At 45.5% G+C, this 26,769-nt stretch carries 27 protein-coding genes and 3 riboswitches; of the genes, 16 read left to right on the top strand and 11 right to left on the bottom strand.

The genetic code is table 11. From position 1 onward, the window contains the following. Nucleotides 1–25: 25 nt before the first annotated feature. Both metE and ACWJJ5_RS07700 read right to left on the bottom strand, forming a co-directional pair. Nucleotides 26–2,314: a 5-methyltetrahydropteroyltriglutamate--homocysteine S-methyltransferase gene (gene metE, locus ACWJJ5_RS07705; protein WP_077722117.1), complete on the bottom strand. Its 2,289-nt coding sequence runs from the start codon at nucleotides 2,312–2,314 to the stop codon at nucleotides 26–28. 83 nt (nucleotides 2,315–2,397) lie between these two features. After that, nucleotides 2,398–2,552: riboswitch (SAM riboswitch) on the bottom strand. A gap of 139 nt (nucleotides 2,553–2,691) precedes the next feature. Beyond that, entirely contained in the window at nucleotides 2,692–3,651 is a 960-nt protein-coding gene (locus tag ACWJJ5_RS07700; RefSeq protein WP_025851741.1) for a S8 family peptidase, read from the bottom strand. 219 nt (nucleotides 3,652–3,870) lie between these two features. Between ACWJJ5_RS07700 and ACWJJ5_RS07695 the strand changes: the two genes are divergently transcribed. Continuing rightward, nucleotides 3,871–4,704 (top strand): STAS domain-containing protein, encoded by an 834-nt coding sequence (locus ACWJJ5_RS07695; RefSeq protein WP_146276620.1) that lies wholly within the window; start codon nucleotides 3,871–3,873, stop codon nucleotides 4,702–4,704. A 45-nt stretch (nucleotides 4,705–4,749) separates the two neighbouring features. Here ACWJJ5_RS07695 and ACWJJ5_RS07690 read toward each other — a convergent pair whose 3' ends face one another. From ACWJJ5_RS07690 to ACWJJ5_RS07680, 3 genes are read right to left on the bottom strand one after another with little or no spacing between them, the layout of a single operon-like run. Then, nucleotides 4,750–5,511: an energy-coupling factor transporter transmembrane component T family protein gene (locus tag ACWJJ5_RS07690; RefSeq protein ID WP_146276622.1), complete on the bottom strand. Its 762-nt coding sequence runs from the start codon at nucleotides 5,509–5,511 to the stop codon at nucleotides 4,750–4,752. Beyond that, nucleotides 5,486–7,123: an ABC transporter ATP-binding protein gene (locus tag ACWJJ5_RS07685; RefSeq protein WP_454022322.1), complete on the bottom strand. Its 1,638-nt coding sequence runs from the start codon at nucleotides 7,121–7,123 to the stop codon at nucleotides 5,486–5,488. The genes ACWJJ5_RS07690 and ACWJJ5_RS07685 overlap by 26 nt, the downstream gene beginning before the upstream one ends. Next, on the bottom strand, nucleotides 7,110–7,709 hold the full coding sequence (locus tag ACWJJ5_RS07680) for an ECF transporter S component (protein WP_146276626.1): 600 nt from the start codon (nucleotides 7,707–7,709) through the stop codon (nucleotides 7,110–7,112). Before ACWJJ5_RS07680 ends, ACWJJ5_RS07685 begins: the two co-directional genes overlap by 14 nt. A gap of 182 nt (nucleotides 7,710–7,891) precedes the next feature. Further along, nucleotides 7,892–8,005, bottom strand: a riboswitch (TPP riboswitch). Between the two features lie 148 nt (nucleotides 8,006–8,153). Between ACWJJ5_RS07680 and ACWJJ5_RS07675 the strand changes: the two genes are divergently transcribed. From ACWJJ5_RS07675 to mgtE, 3 genes are all read left to right on the top strand, one after another. Further along, entirely contained in the window at nucleotides 8,154–9,416 is a 1,263-nt protein-coding gene (locus ACWJJ5_RS07675) for a glycoside hydrolase family 18 protein (RefSeq protein ID WP_070081707.1), read from the top strand. A 90-nt stretch (nucleotides 9,417–9,506) separates the two neighbouring features. Beyond that, the gene (locus ACWJJ5_RS07670) at nucleotides 9,507–9,644 is read left to right on the top strand and encodes a transcriptional regulator SplA domain-containing protein (protein ID WP_003154740.1); all 138 of its coding nucleotides are present in this window, start codon (nucleotides 9,507–9,509) and stop codon (nucleotides 9,642–9,644) included. 106 nt (nucleotides 9,645–9,750) lie between these two features. Beyond that, a riboswitch (M-box (ykoK) riboswitch) is annotated at nucleotides 9,751–9,916 on the top strand. Between the two features lie 234 nt (nucleotides 9,917–10,150). Further along, complete coding sequence (gene mgtE, locus ACWJJ5_RS07665; protein ID WP_014304888.1) at nucleotides 10,151–11,506, top strand: magnesium transporter; 1,356 nt, start codon at nucleotides 10,151–10,153, stop codon at nucleotides 11,504–11,506. A 35-nt stretch (nucleotides 11,507–11,541) separates the two neighbouring features. Here the strand turns inward: mgtE and tnrA are convergent, their stop codons facing one another. Then, nucleotides 11,542–11,874 carry a MerR family transcriptional regulator TnrA gene (gene tnrA / locus ACWJJ5_RS07660; RefSeq protein WP_003154734.1) on the bottom strand — a complete coding sequence of 111 codons (333 nt, stop codon included), beginning with the start codon at nucleotides 11,872–11,874 and terminating at the stop codon, nucleotides 11,542–11,544. Between the two features lie 193 nt (nucleotides 11,875–12,067). Here tnrA and ACWJJ5_RS07655 point away from each other — a divergent pair, with 193 nt between their 5' ends. The 4 genes from ACWJJ5_RS07655 (at nucleotide 12,068) to ACWJJ5_RS07640 (ending at nucleotide 13,834) form a co-directional block, all read left to right on the top strand. Further along, a complete protein-coding gene (locus ACWJJ5_RS07655; protein WP_003154733.1) occupies nucleotides 12,068–12,223 on the top strand; it encodes a hypothetical protein in 156 nt (51 codons plus the stop codon). 88 nt (nucleotides 12,224–12,311) lie between these two features. Then, complete coding sequence (locus ACWJJ5_RS07650; protein WP_003154731.1) at nucleotides 12,312–12,494, top strand: Fur-regulated basic protein FbpA; 183 nt, start codon at nucleotides 12,312–12,314, stop codon at nucleotides 12,492–12,494. 142 nt (nucleotides 12,495–12,636) lie between these two features. After that, nucleotides 12,637–13,101 (top strand): MarR family winged helix-turn-helix transcriptional regulator, encoded by a 465-nt coding sequence (locus ACWJJ5_RS07645; protein WP_007610911.1) that lies wholly within the window; start codon nucleotides 12,637–12,639, stop codon nucleotides 13,099–13,101. Nucleotides 13,102–13,279: 178 nt separating this feature from the next. Then, on the top strand, nucleotides 13,280–13,834 hold the full coding sequence (locus ACWJJ5_RS07640) for a YkoP family protein (RefSeq protein WP_003154727.1): 555 nt from the start codon (nucleotides 13,280–13,282) through the stop codon (nucleotides 13,832–13,834). A gap of 9 nt (nucleotides 13,835–13,843) precedes the next feature. Here ACWJJ5_RS07640 and ACWJJ5_RS07635 read toward each other — a convergent pair whose 3' ends face one another. Together ACWJJ5_RS07635 and ku are read right to left on the bottom strand one after the other, a co-directional pair. After that, nucleotides 13,844–15,679, bottom strand: coding sequence for a DNA ligase D (locus ACWJJ5_RS07635; RefSeq protein WP_025851728.1), 1,836 nt, complete (start codon nucleotides 15,677–15,679; stop codon nucleotides 13,844–13,846). Nucleotides 15,680–15,681: 2 nt separating this feature from the next. Further along, a complete protein-coding gene (ku, locus tag ACWJJ5_RS07630; RefSeq protein ID WP_025851726.1) occupies nucleotides 15,682–16,563 on the bottom strand; it encodes a non-homologous end joining protein Ku in 882 nt (293 codons plus the stop codon). Nucleotides 16,564–17,225: 662 nt separating this feature from the next. Between ku and ACWJJ5_RS07625 the strand changes: the two genes are divergently transcribed. The 4 genes from ACWJJ5_RS07625 (at nucleotide 17,226) to ACWJJ5_RS07610 (ending at nucleotide 21,031) form a co-directional block, all read left to right on the top strand. Beyond that, entirely contained in the window at nucleotides 17,226–17,795 is a 570-nt protein-coding gene (locus ACWJJ5_RS07625) for a DedA family protein (protein ID WP_025851722.1), read from the top strand. A gap of 246 nt (nucleotides 17,796–18,041) precedes the next feature. After that, entirely contained in the window at nucleotides 18,042–18,824 is a 783-nt protein-coding gene (locus ACWJJ5_RS07620; RefSeq protein WP_454022321.1) for a TerC family protein, read from the top strand. A 276-nt stretch (nucleotides 18,825–19,100) separates the two neighbouring features. After that, a complete protein-coding gene (sigI, locus tag ACWJJ5_RS07615) occupies nucleotides 19,101–19,856 on the top strand; it encodes an RNA polymerase sigma factor SigI (RefSeq protein WP_003154719.1) in 756 nt (251 codons plus the stop codon). After that, nucleotides 19,853–21,031, top strand: coding sequence for an anti-sigma-I factor RsgI family protein (locus tag ACWJJ5_RS07610; protein WP_070081713.1), 1,179 nt, complete (start codon nucleotides 19,853–19,855; stop codon nucleotides 21,029–21,031). The genes sigI and ACWJJ5_RS07610 overlap by 4 nt, the downstream gene beginning before the upstream one ends. A gap of 6 nt (nucleotides 21,032–21,037) precedes the next feature. Here ACWJJ5_RS07610 and ACWJJ5_RS07605 read toward each other — a convergent pair whose 3' ends face one another. Both ACWJJ5_RS07605 and ACWJJ5_RS07600 read right to left on the bottom strand, forming a co-directional pair. Continuing rightward, nucleotides 21,038–21,232, bottom strand: a complete 195-nt coding sequence (locus tag ACWJJ5_RS07605) for an alpha/beta-type small acid-soluble spore protein (RefSeq protein WP_003154717.1) — start codon at nucleotides 21,230–21,232, stop codon at nucleotides 21,038–21,040. A 134-nt stretch (nucleotides 21,233–21,366) separates the two neighbouring features. Further along, entirely contained in the window at nucleotides 21,367–22,068 is a 702-nt protein-coding gene (locus ACWJJ5_RS07600) for a DUF1836 domain-containing protein (protein ID WP_025851714.1), read from the bottom strand. Nucleotides 22,069–22,216: 148 nt separating this feature from the next. On the opposite strand from ACWJJ5_RS07600, the gene htpX reads away from it, so the two are divergent. The 4 genes from htpX to ACWJJ5_RS07580 all read left to right on the top strand — a co-directional run bounded on the left by htpX (nucleotide 22,217) and on the right by ACWJJ5_RS07580 (nucleotide 25,564). Next, a complete protein-coding gene (gene htpX / locus ACWJJ5_RS07595; protein ID WP_007407207.1) occupies nucleotides 22,217–23,110 on the top strand; it encodes a protease HtpX in 894 nt (297 codons plus the stop codon). Nucleotides 23,111–23,269: 159 nt separating this feature from the next. Then, on the top strand, nucleotides 23,270–24,622 hold the full coding sequence (locus tag ACWJJ5_RS07590; RefSeq protein WP_025851710.1) for a TrkH family potassium uptake protein: 1,353 nt from the start codon (nucleotides 23,270–23,272) through the stop codon (nucleotides 24,620–24,622). Between the two features lie 95 nt (nucleotides 24,623–24,717). Further along, a complete protein-coding gene (locus ACWJJ5_RS07585) occupies nucleotides 24,718–25,392 on the top strand; it encodes a DUF421 domain-containing protein (RefSeq protein ID WP_146276630.1) in 675 nt (224 codons plus the stop codon). A gap of 1 nt (nucleotide 25,393) precedes the next feature. Next, nucleotides 25,394–25,564, top strand: coding sequence for a hypothetical protein (locus tag ACWJJ5_RS07580; protein ID WP_454022320.1), 171 nt, complete (start codon nucleotides 25,394–25,396; stop codon nucleotides 25,562–25,564). A gap of 41 nt (nucleotides 25,565–25,605) precedes the next feature. On the opposite strand, the gene ACWJJ5_RS07575 is transcribed toward ACWJJ5_RS07580, so the two are convergent. Next, the gene (locus ACWJJ5_RS07575) at nucleotides 25,606–26,628 is read right to left on the bottom strand and encodes an acyltransferase family protein (protein WP_173612696.1); all 1,023 of its coding nucleotides are present in this window, start codon (nucleotides 26,626–26,628) and stop codon (nucleotides 25,606–25,608) included. Nucleotides 26,629–26,769 lie beyond the last annotated feature (141 nt).

Here is a 26,769-nt window from a genome sequence, read left to right as displayed (position 1 = left end):
CGCAATTTACGGATGGCTGTTTTCATTATACAAGCTGAGCTTGTTTTTTTCGTGCCTGTTTCGCGGCGTCGACCATATTTTTTAATGCCGCAACGGTTTCTTCCTGCTGTCTTGTTTTCAGTCCGCAGTCCGGGTTTACCCAGAAGCGGTCAGTCGGACACACTTCAAGCGCGTCATCAATAATTTGATAGATTTCTTCAGTTGCCGGCACACGCGGGCTGTGAATGTCGTATACACCGAGTCCGAGGCCTTTCACGTAAGGATGTTCTTTCAGGTACTCTAAAAATCCTCCGTGGCTTCTGCTGTGTTCGATTGTAATGACATCCGCGTCAAGATCATTGATCGTATCTACGATATCTTCAAAGTTGCTGTAACACATATGCGTATGAATCTGCGTCTCGTTTCGCACAGAAGATGTCGTTAACCGGAATGCTTCTGCGGCCCAAGTTAAATATTCATCCCAATCCTGCGTTTTTAACGGAAGTCCTTCGCGGAGCGCGGGTTCATCCACTTGGATAATCTGAATACCGGCATCTTCAAGCGCTTTTACTTCTTTTCTGAGCGCAAGCCCGATCTGGAAGGCGATTTCTTTTCTTGAAATATCCACACGCGGGAATGACCAGTTTAAGATGGTGACAGGTCCCGTCAGCATGCCTTTCATGTGTTTTTCAGTCAGCGATTGGGCGTAGACCGTATCTTTTACCGTCATCGGTTCGATAAATTCGACATCTCCGAAAATGACAGGCGGACGTACGCAGCGTGAACCGTAAGACTGCACCCATGCATATTTCGTAAAGGCGAATCCGGCCAGTTTTTCACCGAAGTATTCGACCATATCCGTCCGCTCAAATTCTCCGTGAACGAGCACGTCTAAGCCGATTTCTTCCTGAATGTCAACCCAGCGCTTCGTTTCCGCATTAATAAAGGCTTGGTACTGTTCATCCGTCCAATCTTTTTTCCGCCATTTTTGCCGTGCGCTCCGCACCTCGGCAGATTGAGGGAAGCTTCCGATTGTCGTCGTCGGCAGAAGAGGAAGACCGAGTGATTCATTCTGCAGCGCCAATCGTTCTTCAAAGCTTGCCGGACGGGAGAAGTCTTTTTCCGTCAGCTGATTCAGCTCTTCTTTTTGAGCTGAGTTCGCTCCTGTTGCGAATGCTTTTAAAGCCTTAAGTGCCGCTTTTGATTCTTCGATCTGCTCATTGACGGCCGCTTTGCCGGACAGAAGCCCTTCTTTTAAGACGCCGAGTTCCGCCAGTTTTTCTTTAGCGTATGACAGGCCGTTCAGCAAATCCTTTTCAAGATGCTCGTCAGGGTGTTTCGCCACCGGCACGTGCAGAAGACTGCTTGAAGGCTGAATCCATAACTCCTCAACATCAGCGTGGCTGAGGATATCCAAAGCTGCATCAAGGCGTTCTTCAACATCGATTTTCCAAATGTTCCGGCCGTCGACCACACCGGCTGCCAGCACTTTATCTTTCGGGAAGCCGTGCTTTTTCAATTGCTCAAGGTTTCTGCCTTTATCATGCACGAAATCAAGTCCGATTCCTTGTACAGGATAAGAAACGAGTTCTTCATATGCATCAACCGAATCGAAGTATGTCTGCAGGAGGACATTCAGTCCTGAAAGCTCTTTTGTGATCGCTTCATAGAGGTCTTTGGCGGCGCGGACATCTTCAGAAGAAGCTGTCACAAGGGCAGGCTCATCAATCTGAACCCATTTGACGCCTTCTGCTTCAAGTTCTTTCAGAAGCTGCACATAAAGAGGAACAAGGCGTTTTTGAATCGCTTTCGCTTCTGATTCTTCGTATCCTTTCGCAAGCGTGACGAATGTATACGGACCGACGATGACAGGTTTCGTTTCCGCTCCGAATTCTTCTTTGATCCGGCGGTAGTCATCAAGCTGTTTATTTCTCGTCAGACGGAATTCAATACTTTCGTCATATTCAGGAACGATGTAATGGTAGTTGGTATTGAACCATTTCGTCATTTCACTGGAAACGGCGTCTTTTACACCGCGGGCAATCGCAAAGTATGTATCAACGGGATCCGTGATGCTGCGGAATCTCTCCGGAATCCAGTTAAAGCTGACGGCGGTATCAAGCACATGGTCATAATGGGTGAAATCAGAGACCGGCACGATATCGATATGTTGGTCAAGCTGGGTTTTGACAGCTGATAAGAATAAGCCGTCAAGCTCTTTAAGAAACGTTTCTTTATCAGTGTTTCCTTTCCAATAAGCCTCAAGTGCTTTTTTCCATTCTCTGTTCAAGCCGATTCTCGGAAAACCGAGGTTCGAAGTTTTGATTGTTGTCATTAAGTCTCCTCCTTTAAGTGAGATGTAACAAAAAAGCCTCTTTCTCATGAGAGAAAGAGGCTTTAACTTCAAAATGCAAGCCTCTCTTATCTCTCAGATCACGTCTGATGGAATTAGCACCGTGCCTTATGAGACAATTGTCTCGGCGCAAAAATCACGCGCCCCATTTCACAATGGAATTACGGTCGGTTGCTGTTGGGGTCAAAAGGCCAATCCCTCGCCCAACTCTCGATAAGAGAAAGTATTTCAATTTTTTTGAAAAGTTACATCATTTGTTGGTTATCTTATCAGCTTATTCAGATCACTGTCAATAGAAAATCTCACAATTTAAAAATTGGTGATGTGACAAACTGATCAATCATTATACGAGAAAAATATCAGAAAGACAGCAGCTGTGCCTGTTCGGCTCTTTCCATCAGCACTTCAGGTGCGTCTAAATACAGAAATCCGTTCCCGGCCAATGTTTTGGCGATGTCCAAAGGAAGGGTCCGCCGCACGAGCTGGGCGTAGACTTCAGCCTCAGAAAGCGTCCGCTGAAACGCGTCCTGTTCAAGCCCTTTTATTAAGGCAAGCGCACCGCTCACATGCGGGGCGGCCATTGAAGTGCCCGTCAGCTTCCCGTATTTATGGTTGGGAAGGGTGGAGAGAATATTTTCTCCCGGAGCCACCAGGTCAATCTCTTTATTAGCGTTTGAAAATTCAGACGATTTACGGGCGATTGAGACTGATCCGACTGCGATTACTTCGTTGTAAGCGGCCGGATATGACAGTTCCTCTGTACGCTCGTCTCCGTCGCCTTCGTTTCCTGCCGCGCAAACGACCAGAACACCGCTGTTTACCGCATTTGTGACGGCTTCTTTCAATTCAGGCACATCGTTCGGCCCGCCGAGTGACATGGAAATAATGTCCGCCTTTTGTTCAACGGCGTAGTTGATGCCGTTAATGATCCATTCGTATTTGCCGCTGCCGTTTTGACCGCCGAGAACTTTAACGATTAAAAGGCTTGCTTCCGGCGCGACACCCGAAATTCCGCCGTTTGAATCATTGGCGGCAATCGTTCCGGAAACGTGTGTCCCGTGTCCGTTGTAATCGGAAATCACGTCTTCTTTGCCTCCGTCATCATCGGTGAAGTTTTTCCCGCCGACAATCCGGTCTTTCAAATCAGGATGATTGATGTCGCAGCCTGTGTCAAGCACCGCGATTTTAATATCCTTGCCTTTAAACCCTTTTGCCCACAACTCTGGCGCCTTAATCACTTTAATCCCCTCAGGAAGCTCGTTCACATCCATGATCTGTTCATCCGTGACATAAGGAATCAAATGCATTTCACCATTCATAAAAAAGCCCTCCTTTTTTATGCTTGCGAGTGGATACAAGGGTGTTGCTACTATTTTATGGCAGAGCATGCCGGCCGGAAAGAGTCATTTGAAGCATTTTCATAAAAAAGGCGTAATCTATCGTACTAAAAAATTTCAAATAAATGGATAGTTTAACAGCTTTCATTTTCATTCATGACCCGCTGACGCTATAATTGGAAATGGGAAAGGAGAAGAGATATGAAGATAAGTGAAGCATTATACAGCTATTTTTCAGAACAAGTGGATCAAATTGCGAAAGAGTGGATCGAAACGATGGAAGATTCGGATCCTAATTCGATTTATTCTTTGACAAATCCCGTCATCACAGAAGAACTGACGGAGCAGGATAAAGAATTTTACCGGCATATTAATAAAATGTATATCATGCCGGAAAAAGAATTTTTAGAAGAGTTCGAGCGGTGGGTGATTGAGCTTGCGAAAGACCAGAAGCATCTGGATACTCCCGTCCAGTATGTGGTCCGTGAATTCATGAGAAACCGGAGACTATACATCAGTTATTATGATGCGTTTGCCGATAAACATGAATCTTCGTTTGCTCAGGGAGAAAGGAAGAAATGGGAGAATTTAATTGCACAAGTATTTGATTTTACGATTTACACGTTTGTCGATCATGCTGAGCATAACTCAAAAATGCAGCTGAATGCGCAAAGAGAAATGATTTTGGAGTTAAGCTCGCCGGTTATCACGCTGAGCAAACGGACGGCGCTGCTGCCGCTTGTCGGCGATATTGACACGGAGCGCGCCAAATTCATTCTTGAGAATACGCTGAGCACATGTGCAAAACGGCTGATTGAACATCTGTTAATTGACCTGTCGGGTGTAGTGGTTGTCGATACGATGGTGGCGCATCAGATTTTTAAATTAATTGAGGCGCTGAAATTGATCGGCGTCACGTCCACTTTATCCGGAATCAGGCCGGAAATCGCTCAAACCGCCGTACAGCTCGGCATTAATTTCTCAGATATTACGGTCAAGTCCAATCTCGCTCAGGCTCTCAATTATCATCAATAACATACATAACAAAACAGGCTGCCGAATCACTCCGGCGGCCTGTTTTTATACAAACAACAATGAAATGAGCCAGCTTGCGCCGAATAACAGAAGCACGAGCAGGAAAAAGCACCAGTCGGCGCGGCGCACAGTAACAGTTCTGTAAAACGTGCGGTTTCGGCTCCCCGTAAAGCCTTTAGATTCCATCGCGATCGCCGTGCGTTCCGCCTTTCTGATTGCGCCTGCCAATAGCGGAATGGTGAAGCGCCTGAAGGCGGAGAGCTTTTCTTTCAGCCCGGAATCAGACGCCGCACCCCTGATTCTGTGCGCCTGCCGGATGATCAGGATTTCATCTTTCAGAAGAGGGAGAAACCGGAATCCCGCGATAACGCCGTATGCAAGCTTGGGCGGCAGCTTACACTGCTGAATCAGACTGAGCATGAACAGAATCGGATCGGTTGTAAAAAGAAACATCATCGACAAAGCAGAAAAACATAAAATACGAAACGCGATAGAAATCCCGAGCGCCGCATTATCACTGTTGACGGCAATCGGCCCGAGCTTAAACAGCAGATTGCTTCCGGTTGTCGGGACGTTTCCGAATACGGCGGCTGTCCATAAAGAACCGAAGGCCAGAATGACAAACGGAATCGTGAACAGCAGCCATTTTTTCAGCGGCACACGCCCCGCTGAGAGGACGCCTCCCGCAATGATGATATAAAACAAAGCAGGGGTGTACGGATTATAAATAAACGACAGCATAATGACGCATAACAATACAGCCGCCGCCTTTATTGACGGGTTAACAGCCTCCAGCCGCAAGTTCATTTCTCCGCCTCCTGTCGTGTTTCATCCATTCATACCGCAGCGGCAAAGCCAAATGTGCCTGCTCGGCGATCCCGATGTTATCAGAAAACAAAGCGTCGGGAGTTCCCCGGAATACCAGTTTCGTGCCGCAGAGCACAAGGATCGTGTCGGCATAATCCGAGACGAGTTCCATATCGTGTGTCACCATCAAAACAGCCGTTCCTTCCTTTTGAATCTCACGGAGCATTTGCATACACTCCCGCGCCGTTTTGGCATCCTGTCCGAAAGTCGGTTCATCAAGCATCAAAACGTTCACATTGTGCATAAGCATCGTCGCGACGCTGAGCCGGCGTTTTTGTCCTTGGCTTAAAGAAAACGGATGCTGTGAGGCATGGCGTCTCAAGCCGAATCGGGTTAACAGCTGAAGAGCTTTCTCCTTTGCGGCTCTGTTGCTTTCAAAACCGAACATCAGCTCTTGAATGACGGAATCTGTGACAAACTGGTGTTCAGGATTTTGGAAAACATATCCGATCTGTCGCCGCAGCTCTTTTTCAGAATAGGAATCAATCGGTCTGCCGCCTATTTTGATGTCTCCGCCCAGCGGACGGATGAGCTTGGCCGCGGCAGAAAGGAGCGTGGATTTTCCTGTTCCGTTAGGGCCGGCAATCGCGGTGATTGACCCTTTTTTTACGGAAAAGCTCACATCCTGAAAAATGACGTCAGCTCCTCTTGAGAATGACAGCCCGTGAACGTTCAGCGCGTCTTCTGCTGAAAGCGCAACGGGCCTGGGTTGGGGCAGAGATGGTACAGGTTCGTGAAACAAATTTTCTTTACACAAGGTAAAAGGAATGCTGACGTGCTCCTGCAATGAGATTACACGCGGAATCGCAATGCCGAGCTGCATCAGCTCTTCAATCTTTGTTTCAAAGATAACGTCCGTCTCTCCGTCCATCACCTTCTGACCCGTTTCGTCAAGGACAATTGTCCTATCCATCCACGGCGCCCAGTGATCAAGCTGATGTTCGATAACGAGAAGGCCGAAGCCTTTTTTTGCTTGAAGATCTTTGATCAGCCGCACTAATTCACGTGCCGAATATGGATCAAGCTGTGCCGTCGGTTCGTCCAAAATAATGAGTTTCGGTTCCATCGCAATGATACAGGCAAGCGCCACTTTTTGTTTTGAACCGCCTGACAGAGAAGCGATCGTTCGCGTTTTCAGATGAGTGATCTCTAATTTTTCTAAAACGTCATCGATGATTGCGTCCATATCTTCTTTTGTATATTGCAAATTTTCCAGGCCGAAGGCGATTTCATCTTCAACCGATAGCATGCAAAACTGCTGGTCCGGATCTTGAAACACGACGCCGATGGATCTGGCGGCGGGTTCTGTCAGATGTGAAAGAGGTGTTCCGTATAAAGAAACGGTTCCCGATTGAACCCCATCGCATGCTTCCGGGTACAGACCGTTTAAACAGAGAGCGAGCGAGCTTTTGCCGCATCCGCTCGGCCCGAGCAATAAAGCCCGCTCTCCTTTGCGGAGCTGAAAGGACACGTTTTGAAAAATCGGCTTTTCATCCTGATCATAAGAAAAGGTAAGACGGCCGGCGGATAGAAGGGGTTCAGATGCCTGCATCTTGGTTCACCTGTTTCTTTTTCTTCTTGAATTGTTTTCCGAGCGCCATGCCGTTCAGCACTCCTGTGTAAGCCAGCGCATCACTGATTGCTTTGCCGAGAAGGCCGGCAAGAAGCGCACCTGAGACCAGCCGGATGAGAAGCATGACGGCTAATAAACCCGGATTCAAAACAGAGTATCCGGAAACGAACAAGTCATAAATGAAGCTTGTCACAGAAGACCCCATACCGGATAAAAGAAGCACGGGCAGGGTATACACCCCCCAGCGTGTCGCTAAAAAGACCGCTTCCGCACCGATTCCCTGTGCGATCCCGATCAGAATCACCATCGGTCCTGACGGATTTCCGAGTAAGCACTCCACAAACGCGGCGATGATTTCAGAAACGAGAGCCGCTCCCGGTTTTTGAATAATGTACGCGGCAATCACCGAGACGATAAACCAGATACCGTAAATCGGTTCATAACTCATCCTGCCGAAAAATCCTGCCGCTATATTGCTTGCATGAGTTGATACTAAATAAATGACAGCAAATACAACACTGATGACGGACATGACGACAATTTCTCTCATTTTCCAATTTTTCATTGTGATCTCCTGCTTTCTTATCGGATAGTTGTTTGTATGAAAGAGTTGATTTTACGAAAGACGATTGATCGTAAGTTTCATATTGCGGTGTCCTCCCCCGTTTTTTAATGAAAAATAAAAAACTGCATATCCGAGGGAATATGCAGCAGCAGAACGAAAACGCATGGGGAAAAACCCTGCGCTCCGGTCAATCTGCACTTCCCCACGCTGGTATTATCCAGATCGGGTTATAAGGGATCAAAACACGCCTGCCGCATGTTTTATCTCAGCCGATAACAGCACCCCTAGTGCGTTTCCTATACAGTTTTTTATGATGACATCATCATAGTTGATCATGTCTGATTTGTAAACAGCCTTTCTCCGAACAGAGTTTGGAATCGGACCGGAGGATCATTCATAAAGATAAGAAGACCCCTTTTGATCAAAAGGAAACGGAGGACATCTATGTTTGTTCATACAGTGCAGTCTGGCGACTCGTTATTTTCCATCAGCAGAAAGTACGGATATCCTGTTGACAGCATCAGAAGCGTCAACGGGCTTGAGGAAACGAATATCGTGCCGGGACAGGCGCTTTTAATCCCCATTAATGAATATACGGTTCAGCCGAATGATACGTATGCCGTTATCGCAGGTAAGGCTTATGTGCCGCAGATGCAGCTGATGCAGGCAAACCCGGATATTCCGCCGAACCGGCTGCGGACGGGTATGAAAGTGAAGATCCCTGATATCTCTAACTATCTTGCGGGAACCCTGCAATTTTATGTCATTCGGACGCCTGAAGCGGATAGAGAGCTCATTAATGATTTTGCGCCGTATTCTTCGGCGATTTCTTTGTTTGAATATCATTTCGGCCCGAACGGAGATATCATGAACGATTTAAACGACAGAACCGCAATAGAAACCACATGGCAGAACAGAGTGCGCCCGCTTGCCGTCATTACGAATCTGACAGAAGGGGGATTCAGTCCGGAATTAGCCCATCAAGTGCTGCAAAATCCGGCGGCAAGAACGAATCTCGTCAACAATATCGTCTCCTTAACCGTAAGAAAGGGATACGGCGGTGTAAATATCGATTTTGAACGGGTCAGAGAAGCTGACAGGGATCTCTTCACAGGATTTCTCCGGCAGTTAAAAACCCGGCTTTCAGAGCATCAGCTCGCGTTAACGATATCGGTTCCGGCGAAAACAAGTGATGCAGTGCCGTGGCTGAGGGGATATGATTACGGCGGAATCGGAGCCGTCGTCGATTATATGTTCATTATGGCGTACGACTGGCACCACGCCGGCAGTGAGCCGGGACCCGTGGCGCCTTTAACAGAGGTCAGGCAAACGATCAATTTTGCCATCAGCAGGGTGCCGAGAAGAAAAGTGATTCTCGGTGTTCCGCTGTACGGGTATGATTGGGTGATTCCGTACCGTCCGGGAACGATCGGATCCGCCATCTCCAATCAGCGCGCCATGGAAACGGCGATGAAGCATCAATCAATGATCCGTTATTCCCAGCAGGAGCGTTCCCCTTACTTCCGGTATACTGATGAAAATGGAAGAACGCATGAAGTGTGGTTTGAGGATGTACGGAGCATGAGTGAAAAAATGGTTCTCGTTCGGGAGTTCGGACTGCAGGCGATCGGCGCGTGGCAATTAACGCTCGGTTTCAAACCGGGCCCGTGGCTGCTTAGGAACTTTTTCACGATCCGAAAAATATAGCTGCATGTCCCTCTCCGTAAGTGATTTTTTCTTTCCTATGATAACGGAGCTTCTTTTGGACAATCTAAAATTGAAAAGGAGGTCTGTCATATGAAGAAAAGGGAAGAGCAGTATATCAACGAGGCTGAGTATGTACCGCACCCGACGAAAGAAGGGGAATACGCGCTCATGCTGCATGAATCCTATCATTTCCTTTCAGAAGAGGATGAAAGCGATTTGCCGGAATAAGGGTTTTATGCCTTTATTCCGTTTATTTTATAGGCATGTGCTGAAATCACAAATTTAAGGTTGACACATTCCTTTTTTTTCTGTAATCTCAGTGTGTCAATTCAAATAAGAACTTCGTTAGGTGAGGCTCCTGTATGGAGATACGCTGCTGCCCAAAAATGTCCAAAGACGCCAATGGGTCAACAGGAATCATCGACATAAGGTGATTCTTAACGCAGCTGGATGGCTGTCCTATGCCATACAGTGCTAAAGCTCTACGATTGGAGGCCCCGCACGTTTATTTGCCGTGCTTGTTTTCGCCTTCGTATCGGAAGGTTTTTTTTATGCCTCAAAACGTACACGACTGAGCATGATAAGGAGGTGCGGAGTATGGATTCTCCCCATTCGAGTATGTCAGAAGAAGTACCCATATACAGCCAGATAACCAGTGACGACATGATGAGGAGACAAACCGCCGCACTTCCCTTGACGGACGGCGCGTCTCCGTAAAGGAGGTACGAGTCCCGATGGTCCAAAACATGACCTATGACGAACTCATATTACGCATTATCATTTTATTGCGGGACGGAAAAATAAAAGAATTCCGAAACATGATAGATGAGCTTCAGCCCTATGACATGGCATTTTTATTTAAAGAAATGCCGGAAAAGCACCGGGCCCGCTATCTGTCATATATGACGGTTGATGACATCACCGACATGATCGGAGAGCTGGAGCGGGAATTTCAGCTTGCCGTTTTGCATAAAGTCGGTAAAACGAAAGCCACTCTCGCAATGAATAAAATGGATAACGACGATCTCGCCGCATTGCTGGAAGAGATGGATGAAGAACTGAAAGAACAGCTTTTATCCAGTATGGAGGCTGAGGAATCAAAGGCCGTACAGCTTTTGATGAACTATCCGCAAGAATCGGCGGGCCGGATGATGACGAACCGCTTCGTCTGGATTCCGCAGCATTATACAGTAAAAGATGCGGTCGTGAAGCTGAAAAGCTTTGCGGAAATCGCAGAATCAATTAACTACTTGTACGTGATTAATGACAGCAAGCAGCTTGTCGGGGTGCTCTCTTACAGAGATTTAATTCTCGGCGAGCCTGACGATAAAGTGCAGGATCTCATGTTTACGCGTGTCATCTCGGCCGGGGTGCTCCAAGACCAGGAAGAAGTCGCCCGGCTGATCCAGCGGTATGACTTTTTAGCCATTCCCATCGTGGAAGAAAATAATGTGCTTGTCGGTATTGTCACTGTCGATGATATTATTGACGTCGTGATTAAAGAAGCCGATGAAGATTACGAAAAGTTCGCAGCCTCCGGTAAGGCGATTACATTTGATACGAAAGCATACGTGGCGGCGTACCGACGTTTGCCGTGGCTCATTCTGCTTTTGTTTATCGGATTGATTTCCGGAAGCATTCTGAATTATTTTGAAGATACATTGCAAAAAGTAGTCGCCCTCGCGTTTTTCATGCCGATGATCGCGGGAACGACGGGTAATACAGGCACACAGTCACTCGCCGTCGTCATCAGAGGACTGGCTAAAGAAGAAATGAATAAAAAAACCATTTTTAAACTGATTTTCCGTGAATTAAGAACCGGTATCTACATCGGCATCGTCTGTGCGATCGCGATAACGATTGTCGCAACCGTCTGGCAGAAAGACTTAACGCTCGGTTTTGTCGTCGGTTCATCGCTGCTTGCAACGTTGATTATCGGTACGATGGCCGGAACGATCGTCCCTATTATTCTTCATAAACTGAACATTGACCCGGCGATTGCGTCAGGCCCGCTGATTACGACGCTGAACGATATTTTGTCCTTATTAATTTATTTCGGCATTGCAACTGCATTTCTTCATGCTTTATAAAAAAAGTCCGTCTCACAGGAGGCGGACTTTTTTGATCAGCGGTTTTTATACTTAAAATGAGCATTAAGCTGTCCTTCCAGCATTTTTTTGCGGAGCTGCGGGTCGTTTTTGAGAGCCTGTTCTTTTTTTCGCATGTCTTTTAAAATCTCGGCCGTCTGCACGCCGTCTTCCCGTTTGTTGGCAATATCCATCAGCCGCTCAACGTCCGCGAAGGAATACTTTCTCGTTCCCCGTGATGATCGCTGCGGGTAGATTAATTTCCGTTCTTCATAGTATCTGATCTGTCTGACTGACAATCCGGTTAATTCGCTTACAATGCCGATCGAGATTACTTTTTTATCTTTGTAAGATTGTTCGTCTGTCGTCATTTTTCCACCCCTGGATGTCTTTTACTCATATTATATAAGAAAAAAAGAGAAAAAACCTGACGCTTGTCAGGTTTTCTGACGCGGAATAGAAAATTTTAGAAAAAAAGCGGCAGAAAAATTGACAAGGTTAATGCATGGTTCTGTGCCCCGTCTTATGCTTATTATACAGACACAATGAGGAGGAAGGATAGGAATGGAGAAAGAAAAAGCGGTTTCACTGGCAAAAGAAATCATTGAATTAGATATGAAACGCGATGAAATGCTGGAGGCGTTCATGCAGCTTGCCGGGGAACACGCTTTTCCGCTGCTCAGAGCCGTCCAGAACGGTCTTTACCGAAAAACATCATAATCTACAGAAGTTTTACAATGGCTTTATACGTCTTTGATATAAAAGCGTTATTCTGATCATAGAATAACGGAAAACAAAGGAGGCTGTCATGAGTCGTTTGCTTCAAAATGCATTGGATAAAGAGAGAAACCATTATTCCAAAAAGCTTCTGCAGATCGGAGTCTATACGAAAGAAATACTTAATTCCATGACAATTACGGAGCTGAGAAAGGAATACGCGTATTTTTTTCGGAACATTCCCTATAAAGAACGGAACCCTTATACAAATTAAATGATGTATAAGGGTATTTTTTTATATAAAAAAGAAGGAATTCTGAAAAACGGCACGAATAGAATATAAAACAAAGAACGACTCTTATGAATTGTAAGGGTTTACATTATTTTTTTATAAAAATCTTAAATACGGGGTAGATATGATGAGATTATCATTTAACGAAGAAGAAGTGATGCGTTCGATGAATTTGTACAAAGTTTTTGCAAGGGCTTTCAAGAGTGTGTCTGAACACAGCATCCGCGACAGTAAAGAACACGGTTTTAATCCGACTGAATTTGCCGTTTTGGAGCTGCTCTATACGAGAGGACCGCAAAAGCTTCAGCAAATCGGGTCGCGTCTTTTGCTTGTCAGCGGGAATGTCACCTATGTCATCGACAAGCTTGAAAGAAACGGGTTTTTGGTCAGAGAACAAGACCCGAAGGACAAACGGTCTGTTTACGCCCATTTAACTGATAAAGGAAACGAGTATTTGGATAAAATTTATCCGATTCATTCATTGAGAATTGCGAGAGCGTTTTCAGGACTTATGCCTGAGGAACAGGAACAGCTGATAGCCTTACTGAAAAAAGCGGGAATTCACAGCCAGCATTTGCTTTTCCGTTAAAAGAAAGCGGATACAGACACTCTTCTTCATGAAGAGTGTTTTTTTCTGTTTCGGACAGTAGAGCCTGAAGCGGTTTTTGCATAAGCTGATACAGGGCGGCATCATTATTTACCAATCATAATGTGACATGCCCCATGCCAAAATATGAGGGTGCTTTGAATATAAAGAAGGTGAACATGTGAGAAGCTGTCTGCTGTCTATATGGTACTTACTTGATCCGCTTTATTTCTTCTTTACCCGGCTGACGCTGATTGATAAACGGCAATCGAATGTATTCCGCGTCCGTTTGACTAGATATAAAGGAAAAGAAGTCATCCTGAGCGACGGAACCAGAATTAAAAAAAACGACGTGTTAGTTAAGATTCATCTTCATAATGTCAAACTCCTGAAAGAGCTGCAGCCTATTGAAAGCGCGGTCAGAAGGGGGATTATGCTATATCAGAAGGTATATCAATCCATGCCTCATTTAGCGGATTATATTAACCAGCATAAACGGAAAGACGAGATTAAGGGAGTCGTCGGCATTACAATGCTTCATAAAGGAGCGGCGAGACTCGGTTTTGATGTGATAAAACCGTCCAGCGGCTGCTACAGGCTGTTTAAGAAAGCGGCCCATCTTCCGATTTTATACTTTACTGCAAAACAGCTCACCCTCAAAAACATTCCTTACTCCTGCTATTTATTTATTTCCAAAGAAAAATTGATGTGCACGTATCAGACTGAAAAGAGCTGACAAAAAGCGTCAGCTCTTTCTCTTGATTTGCTCAAGCACGATTGAAAGCGGGCCGTCCTGCGGATTCCGGTAAAAATCATAAAACGGATCTCCCTCTGTCCTGACGCGGTTCACTACTGTATCGATCGTATAATCATCAGGTGTTAAAGAGGAGTTGACTTCGCTCCAATAAAGGGGAGCCGCAACCGTTCCCAATTCGTTGCCCCGGGTCGAATAGGGGGCGATAATGGTTTTCCCTTCGGCATGCTGCAAATAATCTAGGTAGAGCCTGCCGTTTCGGTTTTTGATAAACCGCTCTGTCGTAAAAAGATCCGGGCGCGTCCTGACGCAATAATCGGCGATGAGCATTGTGAACGCACGGGTTTCTTCATAGGTGAATGCTTCCGGTGAAAGCGGGATGTAGAGCTGAATGCCTTTATTTCCGGAGAGCTTCGGGAATGACGTCATGCTGAATGAGTCAAACAGCTGTTTCAGCACATGCGCAGCCTCCACTGCCATAGGAAAATCATTCCTTGACGGAGGATCAAGATCAATGACGATTTCTGCGGGCCTTTCAGAATGCACTTTCTGAAACGGAACGTGAAATTCAAGCGCCAGCTGATTAGCCAGCCATAGAAGTGACGGTATGCTGCTGCATACGATGTGCTCGTGGCTCCCGTCAAACACGCTTGAGACAAAGTCCGGCGTGTAGTCCGGTTTGTTTTTTTGAAAAAAAGATTCGCCAGGCGCGCCGTGCGGATAACGGATCACCGTGACGGCCCGATCTTTAAGAAAGGGCATAAGAAAATCGCTCATTTTCACCATATAACTAAGGAAATCTGCTTTCGTTTTTTCATGTTTTTTAAAAACGATCTTATCCAGGCTTGTGAACTGCAGCTTCGGCGGCAGCGTTTTAGAGCGGAGGATAAGCTGCTGATACGTGCATTCCGTCCAATCCATTTCAAACTGAAAAGAAACAAAAGATACTTCACGCAGCGTGTCCTGCAATATGGTTAAATACTGCACGGTCATGCAGATAGAAGGCTCAAGTGTATACTCACCGCTTTTTTGTTTTTTTCCGTGGGTCTCCATAATGGTTCTGACGGCGTTTTTTTCTTCCGCCTGCATGCCATGGGAAACGGAAGCGATCGGGACGACGGTGCCGCCTTTTAAAACAGAGGCCGTCACATACCCGTTCTTCGGATTGAATCCGGTTAATAGCACGTGAGCCGTTTTCATATGTTTATACTTCTGCCAGTCGGGAGACCGTTTATTTTCCGACCAGCCGCTGGAAGCCCTTTTGGCTACGATACCTTCTCCGTCATGGCGGACGACCTTGTCCCAAAGCGCATTAAAGTCAGTGTGCTCCGGAATGTATTGAATCGCTTCTTCCGCTAAGTGATGAGGGCAGGCGGGAAGATTTGCTTCTTTAAGCAGCTTGGAAAGGGCGCGCTTCCGTTTCACATACGGTAATGAGACGGTGCCGGCGCCTTCCAGAACGAGGAGATCAAATGCCAGAAAGCGGCACGGCCGTCTATCAGCGGTGCTTTCAATTGCTTCCGTCCGTTTTAAACGTCCGCGGATTTGAAGATGCTCAAAGTCCGCTCTGTACGGATTGATTAAATAGACAAGCTCTCCGTCAAGCGTAATGGGGAACCTGTCTTTCATGTGCTGAAAACACCGGGCCGCAAAAGCCGTGATTTCCGGAAATTGATTCGTCAGCGTCTGTCCGTTTCTGCTGGTTAATGTAACACCGCTTTCGTCTATGCGGAGAAGACAGCGGAATCCGTCATACTTTACCTCATAGCGCCACTCGCTGCCTTCAGGCGGTACAGAGGTCAGAATCGGCTGCATCGTCAGCACCATGATTAAGACGTTCCGGCTTTTTGTCTGGTCGTCTTCTGCTTTTTGCCTCCGCCGCCTGCTGACGCTGTGTCTTTTGTCCGTGCCGGTGCAGCCTGTTCGCGATTCGGCCGCTTCGTCCGGTCAATGCTTGCCTGAAGCGCGCTGACAAGATCAATGACATCTTCTCGCGGGCCGGCAGGAGCAGGTGTCACACCCGCTTCTTCATGTTCGAGCTTATCGTTAATTTTGGCGAGAAGGGCTTTCCGGTATGTGTCTTCATATTGTTCTGGGTCAAACTCGGTTGTCAGCTCATTAATTAACGTAATCGCCGTCTGCAGCTCTTTTTCATTAATGGCTGTCTGCTCAGGAACGCCCGGCACATGTCCGGCATTTCTGACTTCATCCGGATAATGAATGGATTCCATCACGATACAGTTGTCATACACGCGAAGAATCGCAAGCTGCTGTTTAGAGCGGATCGTAATGGAGGCAATCCCGATTTTACCCGTCGTCCTCAGCGCTTCCCGCAGAAGTGTATAGGCTTTTGTGCCGTTATCTCCCGGCCCGACATAATATGATCGGTTAAAATAAATCGGATCAATTTCCTGCAGCTGGACAAAGTCAACAATCTCAACCGCTTTTTCTTCATGTTCCTGTTTTACGTCTTTCAAGTCTTCGTCTGTCATAATGACGTATTTCCCTTTTACATACTCATAGCCTTTCACGATTTCATCAGGCTCCAGACTCTTTTCACATCCGGTGCAGATTTTTTCGTATTTAATCGGCGCATGGTCTTCTTTATGAAGACTGCGGAATTTTATATCTTTATCTTCAGTGGCCGCAAAGAGCTTGACCGGGATATTGACGAGGCCGAAACTGATCGAACCCTTCCACATCGTGTGCATGAATAAAAACTCCTTTTTGTCTTTATTGTGGATAAACGGGTCCGTTCCATGTGTAGCAACTTATGGGTGATGCGGCGCTTCATGGAGCGGCTGTTCCATTTCCTCATGCGGTAATGCCCGGCTGAAAAGGAAATCGCATTCTTATTCATCTATTTACAATCAGTGAATCGGTAAGTTCTTTAAAGCGCTGAAGTCCCCGAAAATCATCAATGATAATCAAAAAGAGTATACAGAATCATTCCCCGGGAAATGCCCACACATTTCCATGTAGTGACTGAGAGTTTCCCGCTCCCATAAAACAGATTCGGTGGCAAAGATCCCGGCAAAACGCACTGCCCATATGAACTGAATCCCGGTCAGCCGCCGCTTACCGCGAAGGGTAACTTTTCCAGAGATCTTAAGTGATGTAACCGCCGCCAGACGAGCAATCAGGAGAAAGGCGGGATGTTGTATTGCGCATGTCATTCCCTCCCGCTATACCGATCTGAAACGACTCACATTTATAACGGGCATGTCTAAAAGATATTTCAGCCTCAAGGTTTTGTGTTAAAATCATTCTTAAGTTTCAGAATATAGACGTAAGCCGGGAGTGATAGATCATCGAAGATTTCATCATAACAATAATTGAAGCGTTTAAAAGCTTATCTTACGCCGGAATTTTTTTGGCGCTCAGTATAGAATTCATCCCGGCGGAAATTGTTCTTCCGCTTGCGGGCTATTGGGTCTCAAAAGGGGATATGACGCTTGCCGGAGCCGTGTTTGCCGGTTCGCTCGGCGGTGTTTCAGGTCCGCTTGTCTTATATGGGATCGGCAGGCTGGGCGGTCGGCCGTTTTTGCTGAAATATGGAAAGTGCATATGGATAAAACCCGAATCCCTGCAGAAATCAGATGATTTCTTTCAGAAGCACGGAGGTTTGGTAGCGTTCAGCGGCCGTTTTATACCGGGGGTCAGGACGCTGATTTCTTTGCCGTGCGGCATTGCAAAGATGAATATCTGGGTGTTCTCTCTATATACATATGCAGCGATGCTGCCGATTACATTTGCTTACGTATACCTCGGAATGAAACTCGGGGAAAATTGGAAAAGCGTCGGTTCCATTCTCGATCAATATATGCTTCCGCTAGGTATATTCATTGTGTTGCTTCTCGTTCTTTGGATGTTTTTGAAGAGAAGAAAACAGCGGATCAAAACAGAAAAAATTTCTCAATTTGTTAAAAAAGTTAAGCGTTGACAAATGATGAAACAGGCTTTATTATGAGCGTATAAACAAATATTTCTTGAAATCCCAAAGGGGAGTAGCGTCCGGATATTCCGGAAACAAAGTCGTCAATTCATGGATCATATCCATCGGCTTTGTTGGCATGCCAATCATTCATGTCTAGCAAGACCTTTGCCTTATATCGGCAAAGGTCTTTTTTGCGTAAAAAAACCGCCGGTATAAGCTCGGATGATAGAAAAAAGAAACGGAGGGAATGGATTGGACTTTGCATTATTATTGGAGTATGGATGGGTTCTTCTTGTTTTAATCGGGCTGGAAGGGATTTTGGCGGCGGATAACGCGCTGGTGATGGCTGTGATGGTGAAGCATCTTCCAGAAAAACAAAGGAAGAAGGCTTTATTTTACGGATTGGCGGGCGCATTTATTTTGCGTTTCGGGTCGCTGTTCGCTATTTCTTTTCTGGTGAATGTTTGGCAGGTCCAGGCCGTCGGCGCTTTATATCTGTTTTACATTGCGGTCAGCCATTTGCTGAAGCGGTATGTATTCAAAGATAACGCCGGTCAGAAAAAGCAGAAAGAAAGCGGGTTTTGGCAGACTGTCTTGAAAGTGGAGCTCGCAGACATCGCTTTTGCCGTTGACTCCATTTTAGCGGCGGTCGCGCTTGCCGTAACGCTTCCGGGGACACGGCTTCCTGCCATCGGCGGCTTGGACGGCGGTCAGTTTCTCGTTATTTTAGCCGGCGGCGTAATCGGTTTAATCATTATGCGTTTTGCGGCATCAATGTTCGTATCCTTACTGAAAACCAGGCCGGGCCTTGAAACGGCGGCATTTGTGATTGTCGGATGGGTAGGCGTGAAGCTCGCTCTTTATACGTTGGCCCATGAGGAACTCGGTATAATTCCGGCAGATGTCATCCATTCGGCGGCCTGGAAAATCATTTTCTGGGCGGTTCTGGCTGCCATTGCGGTTTGCGGATGGTTTATGTCAGGAGCAAAACAAACAGAGTCCGGCGCGGAATCGGAAAAAAGAGAACACGCGTAAAATGATCAAAAAGGGAGTCTGGCTTTTTAAAAAGCAGGTTCCCTTTTTTGTTTGAAACGCTTACATTTAAGACATATGATAACAATTTTATAACAGCATTGTTACAAAAAACACAGAGAAAACCCCCTTAATTCTGCATGGGGGCACGAAATCATGTATAGTACGTCTTATTGGCTTGTCATAATTGAGACAAATGAAATCGATTTCTCTTTTTCTTCCTTTGCGAATCCCTACTAAATTAGCTATGATTATGAGTAGTTATAGGGAGGAACTGAGGTGAAACCAGTGCTTAGCCTTTTGTTTAAATTGGGAAAAAAGAAGCAAACGCTTGAAACATCTGTTGAAAAAATACAAAAAGGCGACAAAGATCTGCAGAACGATTTAATACAGCAATATAAGCCTTTTATCGCGAAGACGGTTTCATCCGTTTGTAAACGATATATAGATGAAAAAGACGACGAATTCAGCATCGGGCTGATCGCGTTTAACGAAGCCATTGAAAAGTATTCGGCTGAAAAAGGTAATTCGCTGCTTGCATTTGCAGAGCTGATTATAAAAAGAAAAGTGATAGACTATATCAGAAAAGAAGCAAGAACCGCTCAGCATATCAATATGGATGTGCAGGAGGGCGACGACCAGGAATCTTCGCAGAGCCTTATCGAAGCGGAGCTTTCCATTGATGAATACCGCAAACAGATAGAGCAGGAACAGCGCCGGGAAGAAATTCTTTTTTTTCAGAAGCAGCTGAAAGAATACGGCCTGTCTTTTAAAGAGCTGCTGGAACAATCGCCGAAGCATACAGATGCGAGGCAGAATGCGATTAAGGTAGCCTATACGCTTGTTGAAAATGAAGAGCTGGCGTCCATTTTGCACCAGAAAAAACAGCTTCCTGTCAAACAGCTGGAGCAGCTCGTATCGGTCAGCAGAAAAACGATCGAACGGAACCGAAAATATATCATCGCCATGAGTATTATTATTACAGGTGATTATATTTATTTAAAAGATTATCTTAAAGGGGTGTTGCACTCATGAGAAGAGGGATCATAGTAGAGAAAAATAAAAAATTCGTCACGTTGCTAACCCCTGACGGACAATTTTTAAAAACAAAAAATGATCACCGCACTTGTGAAATCGGAGAGGAAATTACGTTCGAAGGCGAAACGCGTATGGGAAGAAGGGCCAGCTTTTTTGATTTTCTGAAACTGCGCCCTTTTAAATTGGGAGTGTTTACGATGACTGCTATTATTTTGTTTATTTTAATTTTGCTCCCGGTTTTTTCTGATAACAAAGCTTACGCGTATATGACGCTTGACATTAATCCCAGCATTGAAATGGCTTTAAACAGCAAATATGAAGTCATTGAACTGACACCGCTGAACCATGACGCCAAACAGGTCATCAGTGATATCGGAGATTGGAAAAGCAGCGATTTTAAGGAAGTCATCAGTAATATTATTACCGATTGCAGCAAGCATGGATATGTAAAGGAATCAAAAGAGATTTTAATTTCCACGGTTTATGAAAATACAGATGACAATACATATAAAAAAGGCGTTAAAAAACAGCTGGCTGACATGACTGAAAAATATAAGGGCACCTACCAGGTCCAATCGCTTGAATCTGATATGGAAACAAGAGAAAAAGCAAAACAGGAAGGGATGTCAACAGGCAGCTACATAAGAAGAAACGAAAAGAAAACAGAAGAAAAACAGTCTGAAAAGCAAACCGACAGCAATGAAACAGATCAGAAAGATACCGAAACAGACGCTGATCAAAGCAAGCAGCCGGACACAGAAAAGCCGGCGGCTGATGAAAAGACAGCTCCTGATGAAGAAAAGGCAGCAGAGAAGCCGGAAAACAATGAAACAGCGCCCGGCACGGAAGAAGCGAAGCCGGACAGTCAGGACGGCAGTCAGCAAACCGACAAAAATGCAGCTTCCGGATCAGAAGAAAACACACAGAAGGAACAAGATGGGGAAACAGAGCAGCCCCCAACACAAAATCCTCAGGAAAACGGAAATGACAAAGAGCCTAAGCAAAAGTATTACAATCATTACTGGAATCAGCGGAATCATGATCGCAATGAACATTGGGACTCCTATCGGCATCATGAAGATTCGTCAGACCGCAGGAATCCGAACGGCTACCGGCACGGAAAGGAGAATGCCGAAAAATATCAAAATTCGCCGAGAAGTCCCGGCGAATAAGCTGCATTATTGATTTTTCCCGTTTAATTGTGATTGAGCCTGCTGTACAAGACGTTTTGTCATTTCCCCGCCTACAGAGCCGTTTGCGCGTGCTGCTGTATCAGAGCTAAGGTTCACGCCGAATTCTTGAGCCACTTCGTATTTAAATTGGTCAAGTGCCTGCTCAGCCCCTGGAACTAAGAGTTTATTTCTGCTCGCCATCTTTTTCATCTCCTTTTCTCTGGCAAGATGTGTTTACGCATTTTAGTTTCAAACGGAACGGTATTGATTATGCTGGCAATTGTTGTACAGCAAAAAACCCCGGCGCAGACACCGGGGCGAAGAAGCGTTATGAATTATAATAAATGGCTGGTCATTTTGTAGGCTGAGGCTTGAATATGGAAAGTCAAAACGGAGAGCACCGTGACCGCGATGATGGATCTGATATCGTTCCATTGTCCGCTTCCGAGTTCTTTAAAGCAGCCTTTGAGCTTGTCCGTCTGCTCTTCGACGAGCTCCTGCAGGCTCGTTTCCTTCATCGGCGGGTTTGCCTTATGATGAAGATAATCAATCACTTGGGCGCAGCTTTCATAGTAGCTGATCGGGCTGATGACGTCGTCTGATCTGTCTGTGATCGTGTTAAAAGCGATTTTTAATATGCCGCGTATATGTTCGAAGTCATAAATTGATTTTAAATCACGTACAATGAGAAGGATGACAGCTTGTTCAATTGTATATTTTTTGCCGAGTAAGGGGTGGCCGATTAAATCTTTAATATCGCGTTTCACCCAGTTTTGGACGGCGGTTGATTTTAAAGACGTCAGCTCGCACAGATTTCCCAGCTCGACAATCTCGTTAGTTGAAAGCCCGTATTCCTTTTTCTCTTTTTTTCGTTCGAATCTCGTCAGAAATTCAGGGATATGCAGACGGCTTTCCGCTTCATCCAATGTCATATCCGCTGATTGCAATAAGATTTGGAGAGGAGTTGCGTCTCCTTGGCCTTTTAACGCGTAAAGAAGCCGGACCATATCAGTTCGGGTCAGTTTAAACGTGTTCATGGTTCACCTCTGATTGATTACGTGTTCACTTTCTAATATCACTGAGAATTACATTAACATCATACGTCGAAATTGTTGCATTTTCAAACAGATCATTTATAATTTAATTAAATAAGTTCTTTTGATCTTAAAAAAGACGGAGGTAATTATGGCGAAAAGAATATTTCTGTTTATTTTAACGAACCTTTTGGTCATTACGACAATCGGAATTGTGCTTACGATTATTACAAGCGTTACCGGTGTCGGCTCGTATATACAAAATGGCCGCATTGATCTGATGGCATTGCTCGTGTTCAGTCTTGTCGTCGGTTTTGTCGGTTCTTTTATTTCTCTCGGAATGTCCAGATGGATGGCCAAAACGATGATGGGCGTCCGGGTGTTAAATCCGAAGAAACAGTCACTCAGCTATGAAGAACAGCAATTGGTTGACCGTGTGCACAGATTGTCCCGTGCCGCAGGGATGACGAAAATGCCTGAAGTCGGCATTTATCATTCCCCGGAAGTCAATGCTTTTGCGACCGGACCTTCTAAGCGCCGTTCGCTTGTCGCGGTTTCTTCAGGTTTATTGCAGCAGATGGATGATGCTGCGGTGGAAGGGGTTCTTGCCCATGAAGTCGCACACATCACAAACGGTGATATGGTCACGATGACGCTGCTGCAGGGAATCGTCAATACGTTCGTCGTATTCCTTTCCCGAATCGCGGCATGGGTTGCAAGCCGCTTTGTCAAAGAAGACCTCGCACCGGTCGTGCATTTTATCGCGATGATCGTATTTCAGATTATCTTTTCCATTCTCGGCAGTCTTGTCGTCTTCGCCTACTCGCGGCACAGAGAGTTTCACGCTGACCGCGGCGGTGCAGACCTTGCCGGCAAGGATAAAATGATTCACGCTCTGCGTACGCTGAAGTCTTATACAGGACATGTGAATGAAGAAGACCAGACGGCGGTGCAGACGTTAAAAATTAACGGCAAAAAGCATTCGTCACTGTTCTCCACACACCCTGATCTCGATGAGCGTATCCGCAGGCTGGAAGCAAAATAATAAACAAAACCTCTGACAATCGTTTCAGAGGTTTTTTTGTTTAAAGATCGGCAAATTACATAAGGTAATGAAAAATCTTTCTAAAAAGACCTTTAAAAATTCTCCCAATATCATTAGAATAATTACGTACTACATTTGAGAGGCAGAAGGAACTATCTTATGAAATTAAAACTGAAAAAATTCATACAGATCTTGTCGCCTGCACAGCTGATTGCATTATATTATTTTCTTGCTGTGACGGTGGCATTTATTTTGCTAAGTCTGCCGGCCGCCCACAAACAAGGGGCCAGCTGGTCGTTTATAGACGCGCTGTTTACGGCTGTCAGCTCAGTCAGTGTCACCGGTTTAACGGTCGTCAACACGGCTGATACATTCAGCACGGCCGGGATTATCATTTTGGCTTTCGTGCTTCAATTCGGCGGAATCGGCATTATGACGCTCGGAACATTCGTCTGGCTCATTATGGGCAAACGGATCGGTCTTAGGGAACGGAAGCTCATTATGGTGGATCAGAATCAATCGCAGTTTTCCGGTATCGTCAACCTGATGAAACAAGTGCTGTTTTTGATTTTATTAATCGAGTTTTTAGGCGGCATCATCTTAGGAACATATTTTTTAACGTATTATGATTCGTTTGAACAGGCGTACTTGCACGGATTCTTTGCGAGCGTCAGTGCCACGACAAACGGCGGTTTTGATATTACGGGAAATTCACTCGTCCCGTTCAGACATGACTATTTCGTGCAGTTTATTACGATGCTTCTGATTATTTTCGGTGCGATCGGTTTTCCGGTGCTCGTAGAAGTAAAAGACTTTTTGTTTTCAAAACAGCGCAGATACTCATTCACGCTGTTTACGAAAATTACGACCGTTACGTTCGGAATGCTCGTTTTGTTCGGAGCCGTGGGCATTTACGCGCTTGAAGCAAGCCATGTTATGAAGGGGAAAAGCTGGCATGATGTTTTATTTTTATGTCTCTTTCAATCAACCGCTACGCGAAGCGGCGGGCTTGCAACAATTGATATCAGCCAGCTGTCGGCGCCGACATTATTTTTCATCTGTGCCCTCATGTTTATCGGCGCATCACCGAGCTCGGTCGGCGGCGGAATCCGTACGACGACGTTTGCGCTTAACCTTCTTGCTCTGTTTCATTTTGCCAGAGGGAATAAAGCGGTCAAGGTCTTTAAACGCGAGCTTCATCAGGCTGATGTCATGAAGTCGCTGGTCGTTACGATGATGGCGATTCTGCTCGTGTTCGGGTCGACGCTGATTCTTTCCGTGACGGAGACAAATCAGACGCTGCTCGGGCTGCTTTTTGAAGTGTGTTCCGCTTTCGGAACGACCGGCCTGTCGCTCGGGATTACTCCGCATTTAAGCGACATCGGAAAATGTGTGATCATGATTGTGATGTTTATCGGCCGGATCGGCATTTTGACGTTCCTTTATTTGATCGGCCGAAAAGAAATCGAAGCAAATTATCATTATCCGAAGGAAAGAATGATTATCGGCTGACACCGCTTTTCAGAAAGCGGTGTTTTTTTATTGCCGTAAAATGGATGAGTGGAAACAGTTTCTTTGGAGATTCTACTTGTAAAGAGGTGACGTCATTGTTTGCCGTATTTTGGAAGTCGGTAGTTATGATAGCGGTCGGTACCTTTTTATTGCGGATCGCCGGACGGAAATCAATCAGCCAGCTGTCGGTGACCCAAACAGTCATCATGATTTCGATCGGTTCGATTATTATTCAGCCGTTTATTGAACATAATTTATGGGAAACCATTTTCGCGGCGGCGATTTTTATTGCGGTACTGATCCTGATGGAATATTTAGAAATCAAATCAAGCTTTTTTGAGTTTTTATTTTCAGGAAAAACCGTCGCCGTTGTCAGAAACGGAAAAATCATCCCGGAAAACTTAAAAAAAATGCGTTTTACCGAAGACCAGCTGTCAATGAGGATCAGGCAGGAAGGCCTCGGAGACATTCAAGATTTTAAATATGTGCTGCTTGAGCCGAACGGACAGATCGGCTATGAACTCATTGATGAGGCCAAACACGTGACAGTGCGCGACTTAAAAAAAATGCTTAATGAATTCAAAACAGATTTGCTGACAGAAGGAGGAAATCAAATGAAACGCAAAGCAGCAAAGAATGAAGCTTTGACCAACAACAACACACCGACTGAGAGCATGGACAAAGATGCATACAAAACACAATACGACGGTGATCCCGGACTGAGAGGCGCAAACCGCAAATCAAAACACGGCAAACAAGGAGGCGAGTAACATGACGAAAAAAAACCGCCACAGCAAAGACATGCAAAACCATAAAAAGCCGATGGACCCTAAATTGCTTGAAGAAGAGTTTTCAAGCGAGTTCGGTGATTATAACGCCGGAAAATGGATTGAAACGCTTGAACAGACGAAGCCGAAGAAAAAAGAAGACGGCAAAAAATAAAAAATACCTCTTAGGCGGCAACGCTTAAGAGGTATTTTGCATTATTTCGAATAAGCACCGTTTCTTGTTCCTTTCACCGCTTGAAGCAAGCCTGTTATCCGCAGCTCAATAAATGGCTGTGCGGCCGTTTTCACCGCATTGCTGGAGAGAATGGACGTAAGGGCGGCCGTTAACATTAAGAGTATGACTAAATTCTGATAATCAGACAAGTGATCTTCAAGCCCGATCTGCCGCAGCGTTTTTATAATGAATCCATGCAGCAGATACACGTAAAACGTTCTCGTACCCCATTTCGTAAAGAAATAACGCTTTTGCGGAACGAGCGCCAAAAAGCTGAAAGTGGCGGCAAAGGCCAAAACATACCAGCCGATCCGTGACAGACCGCTCAACAGCGACACTGTGCCGAATGTAGAATAAGGCTCCGATCCGAACAGCCACGAGTAATCAAAATCAATGCACCAGCATAAGAGGAAAACAATCCCCAGTACGCCCGCGGCAATCTGCCTGCCCCTTTTAGCCCGAAGTAAATCAAAGTGCTGTTTTTTCAAATAAAACCCGACGAGGAACATCGGAAGAAAGACAAACGTCCGTGAAAGACTCAGCGTGCTGCTGATGAAATCGAGATACCCGATCATGACGGCAAGCCCGCAGCTTGCCCCAAGCGCCCACATTTTCGGCAGCTTCGTAAAGGGATAAAGCAGCAGATTCCAAAAGAATAAGCTGACTAAAAACCAGAGAGACCACTGCGGATCAATCGGATTGACGCTTGTCATGCTTTCATCCTGAATCAAATAGTAAAAAACCGAGTAAATGCCCTGAAAAATCAGGTACGGAATAATCAGCTTCACAGCCAGCTTCTTCACATAACCTTTCCGCTTAAAGTTTTTTGCGAAATAGCCGGAAACCAGGATAAAGGCCGGCATATGAAAAGTATAAATGAATTTGTAGAGATGGAGCATAAACTCATTTCCGTTAATAAATGACCGGAGGATATGGCCGAACACCACCAGAAAAATCAAGATAAACTTGGCGTTGTCAAAGTAACTGTCTCGCGATTTTGTCATAGCATCACCTTCTCTTCAAAAATCATCCACTGCATGATTATTTCCTGTTGGTGTTCATTTTAAAATAAAAAACAAAAAATTGAAGGAGGACAAAAGGGATTGTTAGGATGATGTAACGGGGAGGTAAGGATCGTAGAAAAA

Source organism: Bacillus sp. JK74 (genome assembly GCF_053663395.1).
This window is presented reverse-complemented; position numbering and strand designations above follow the sequence as displayed.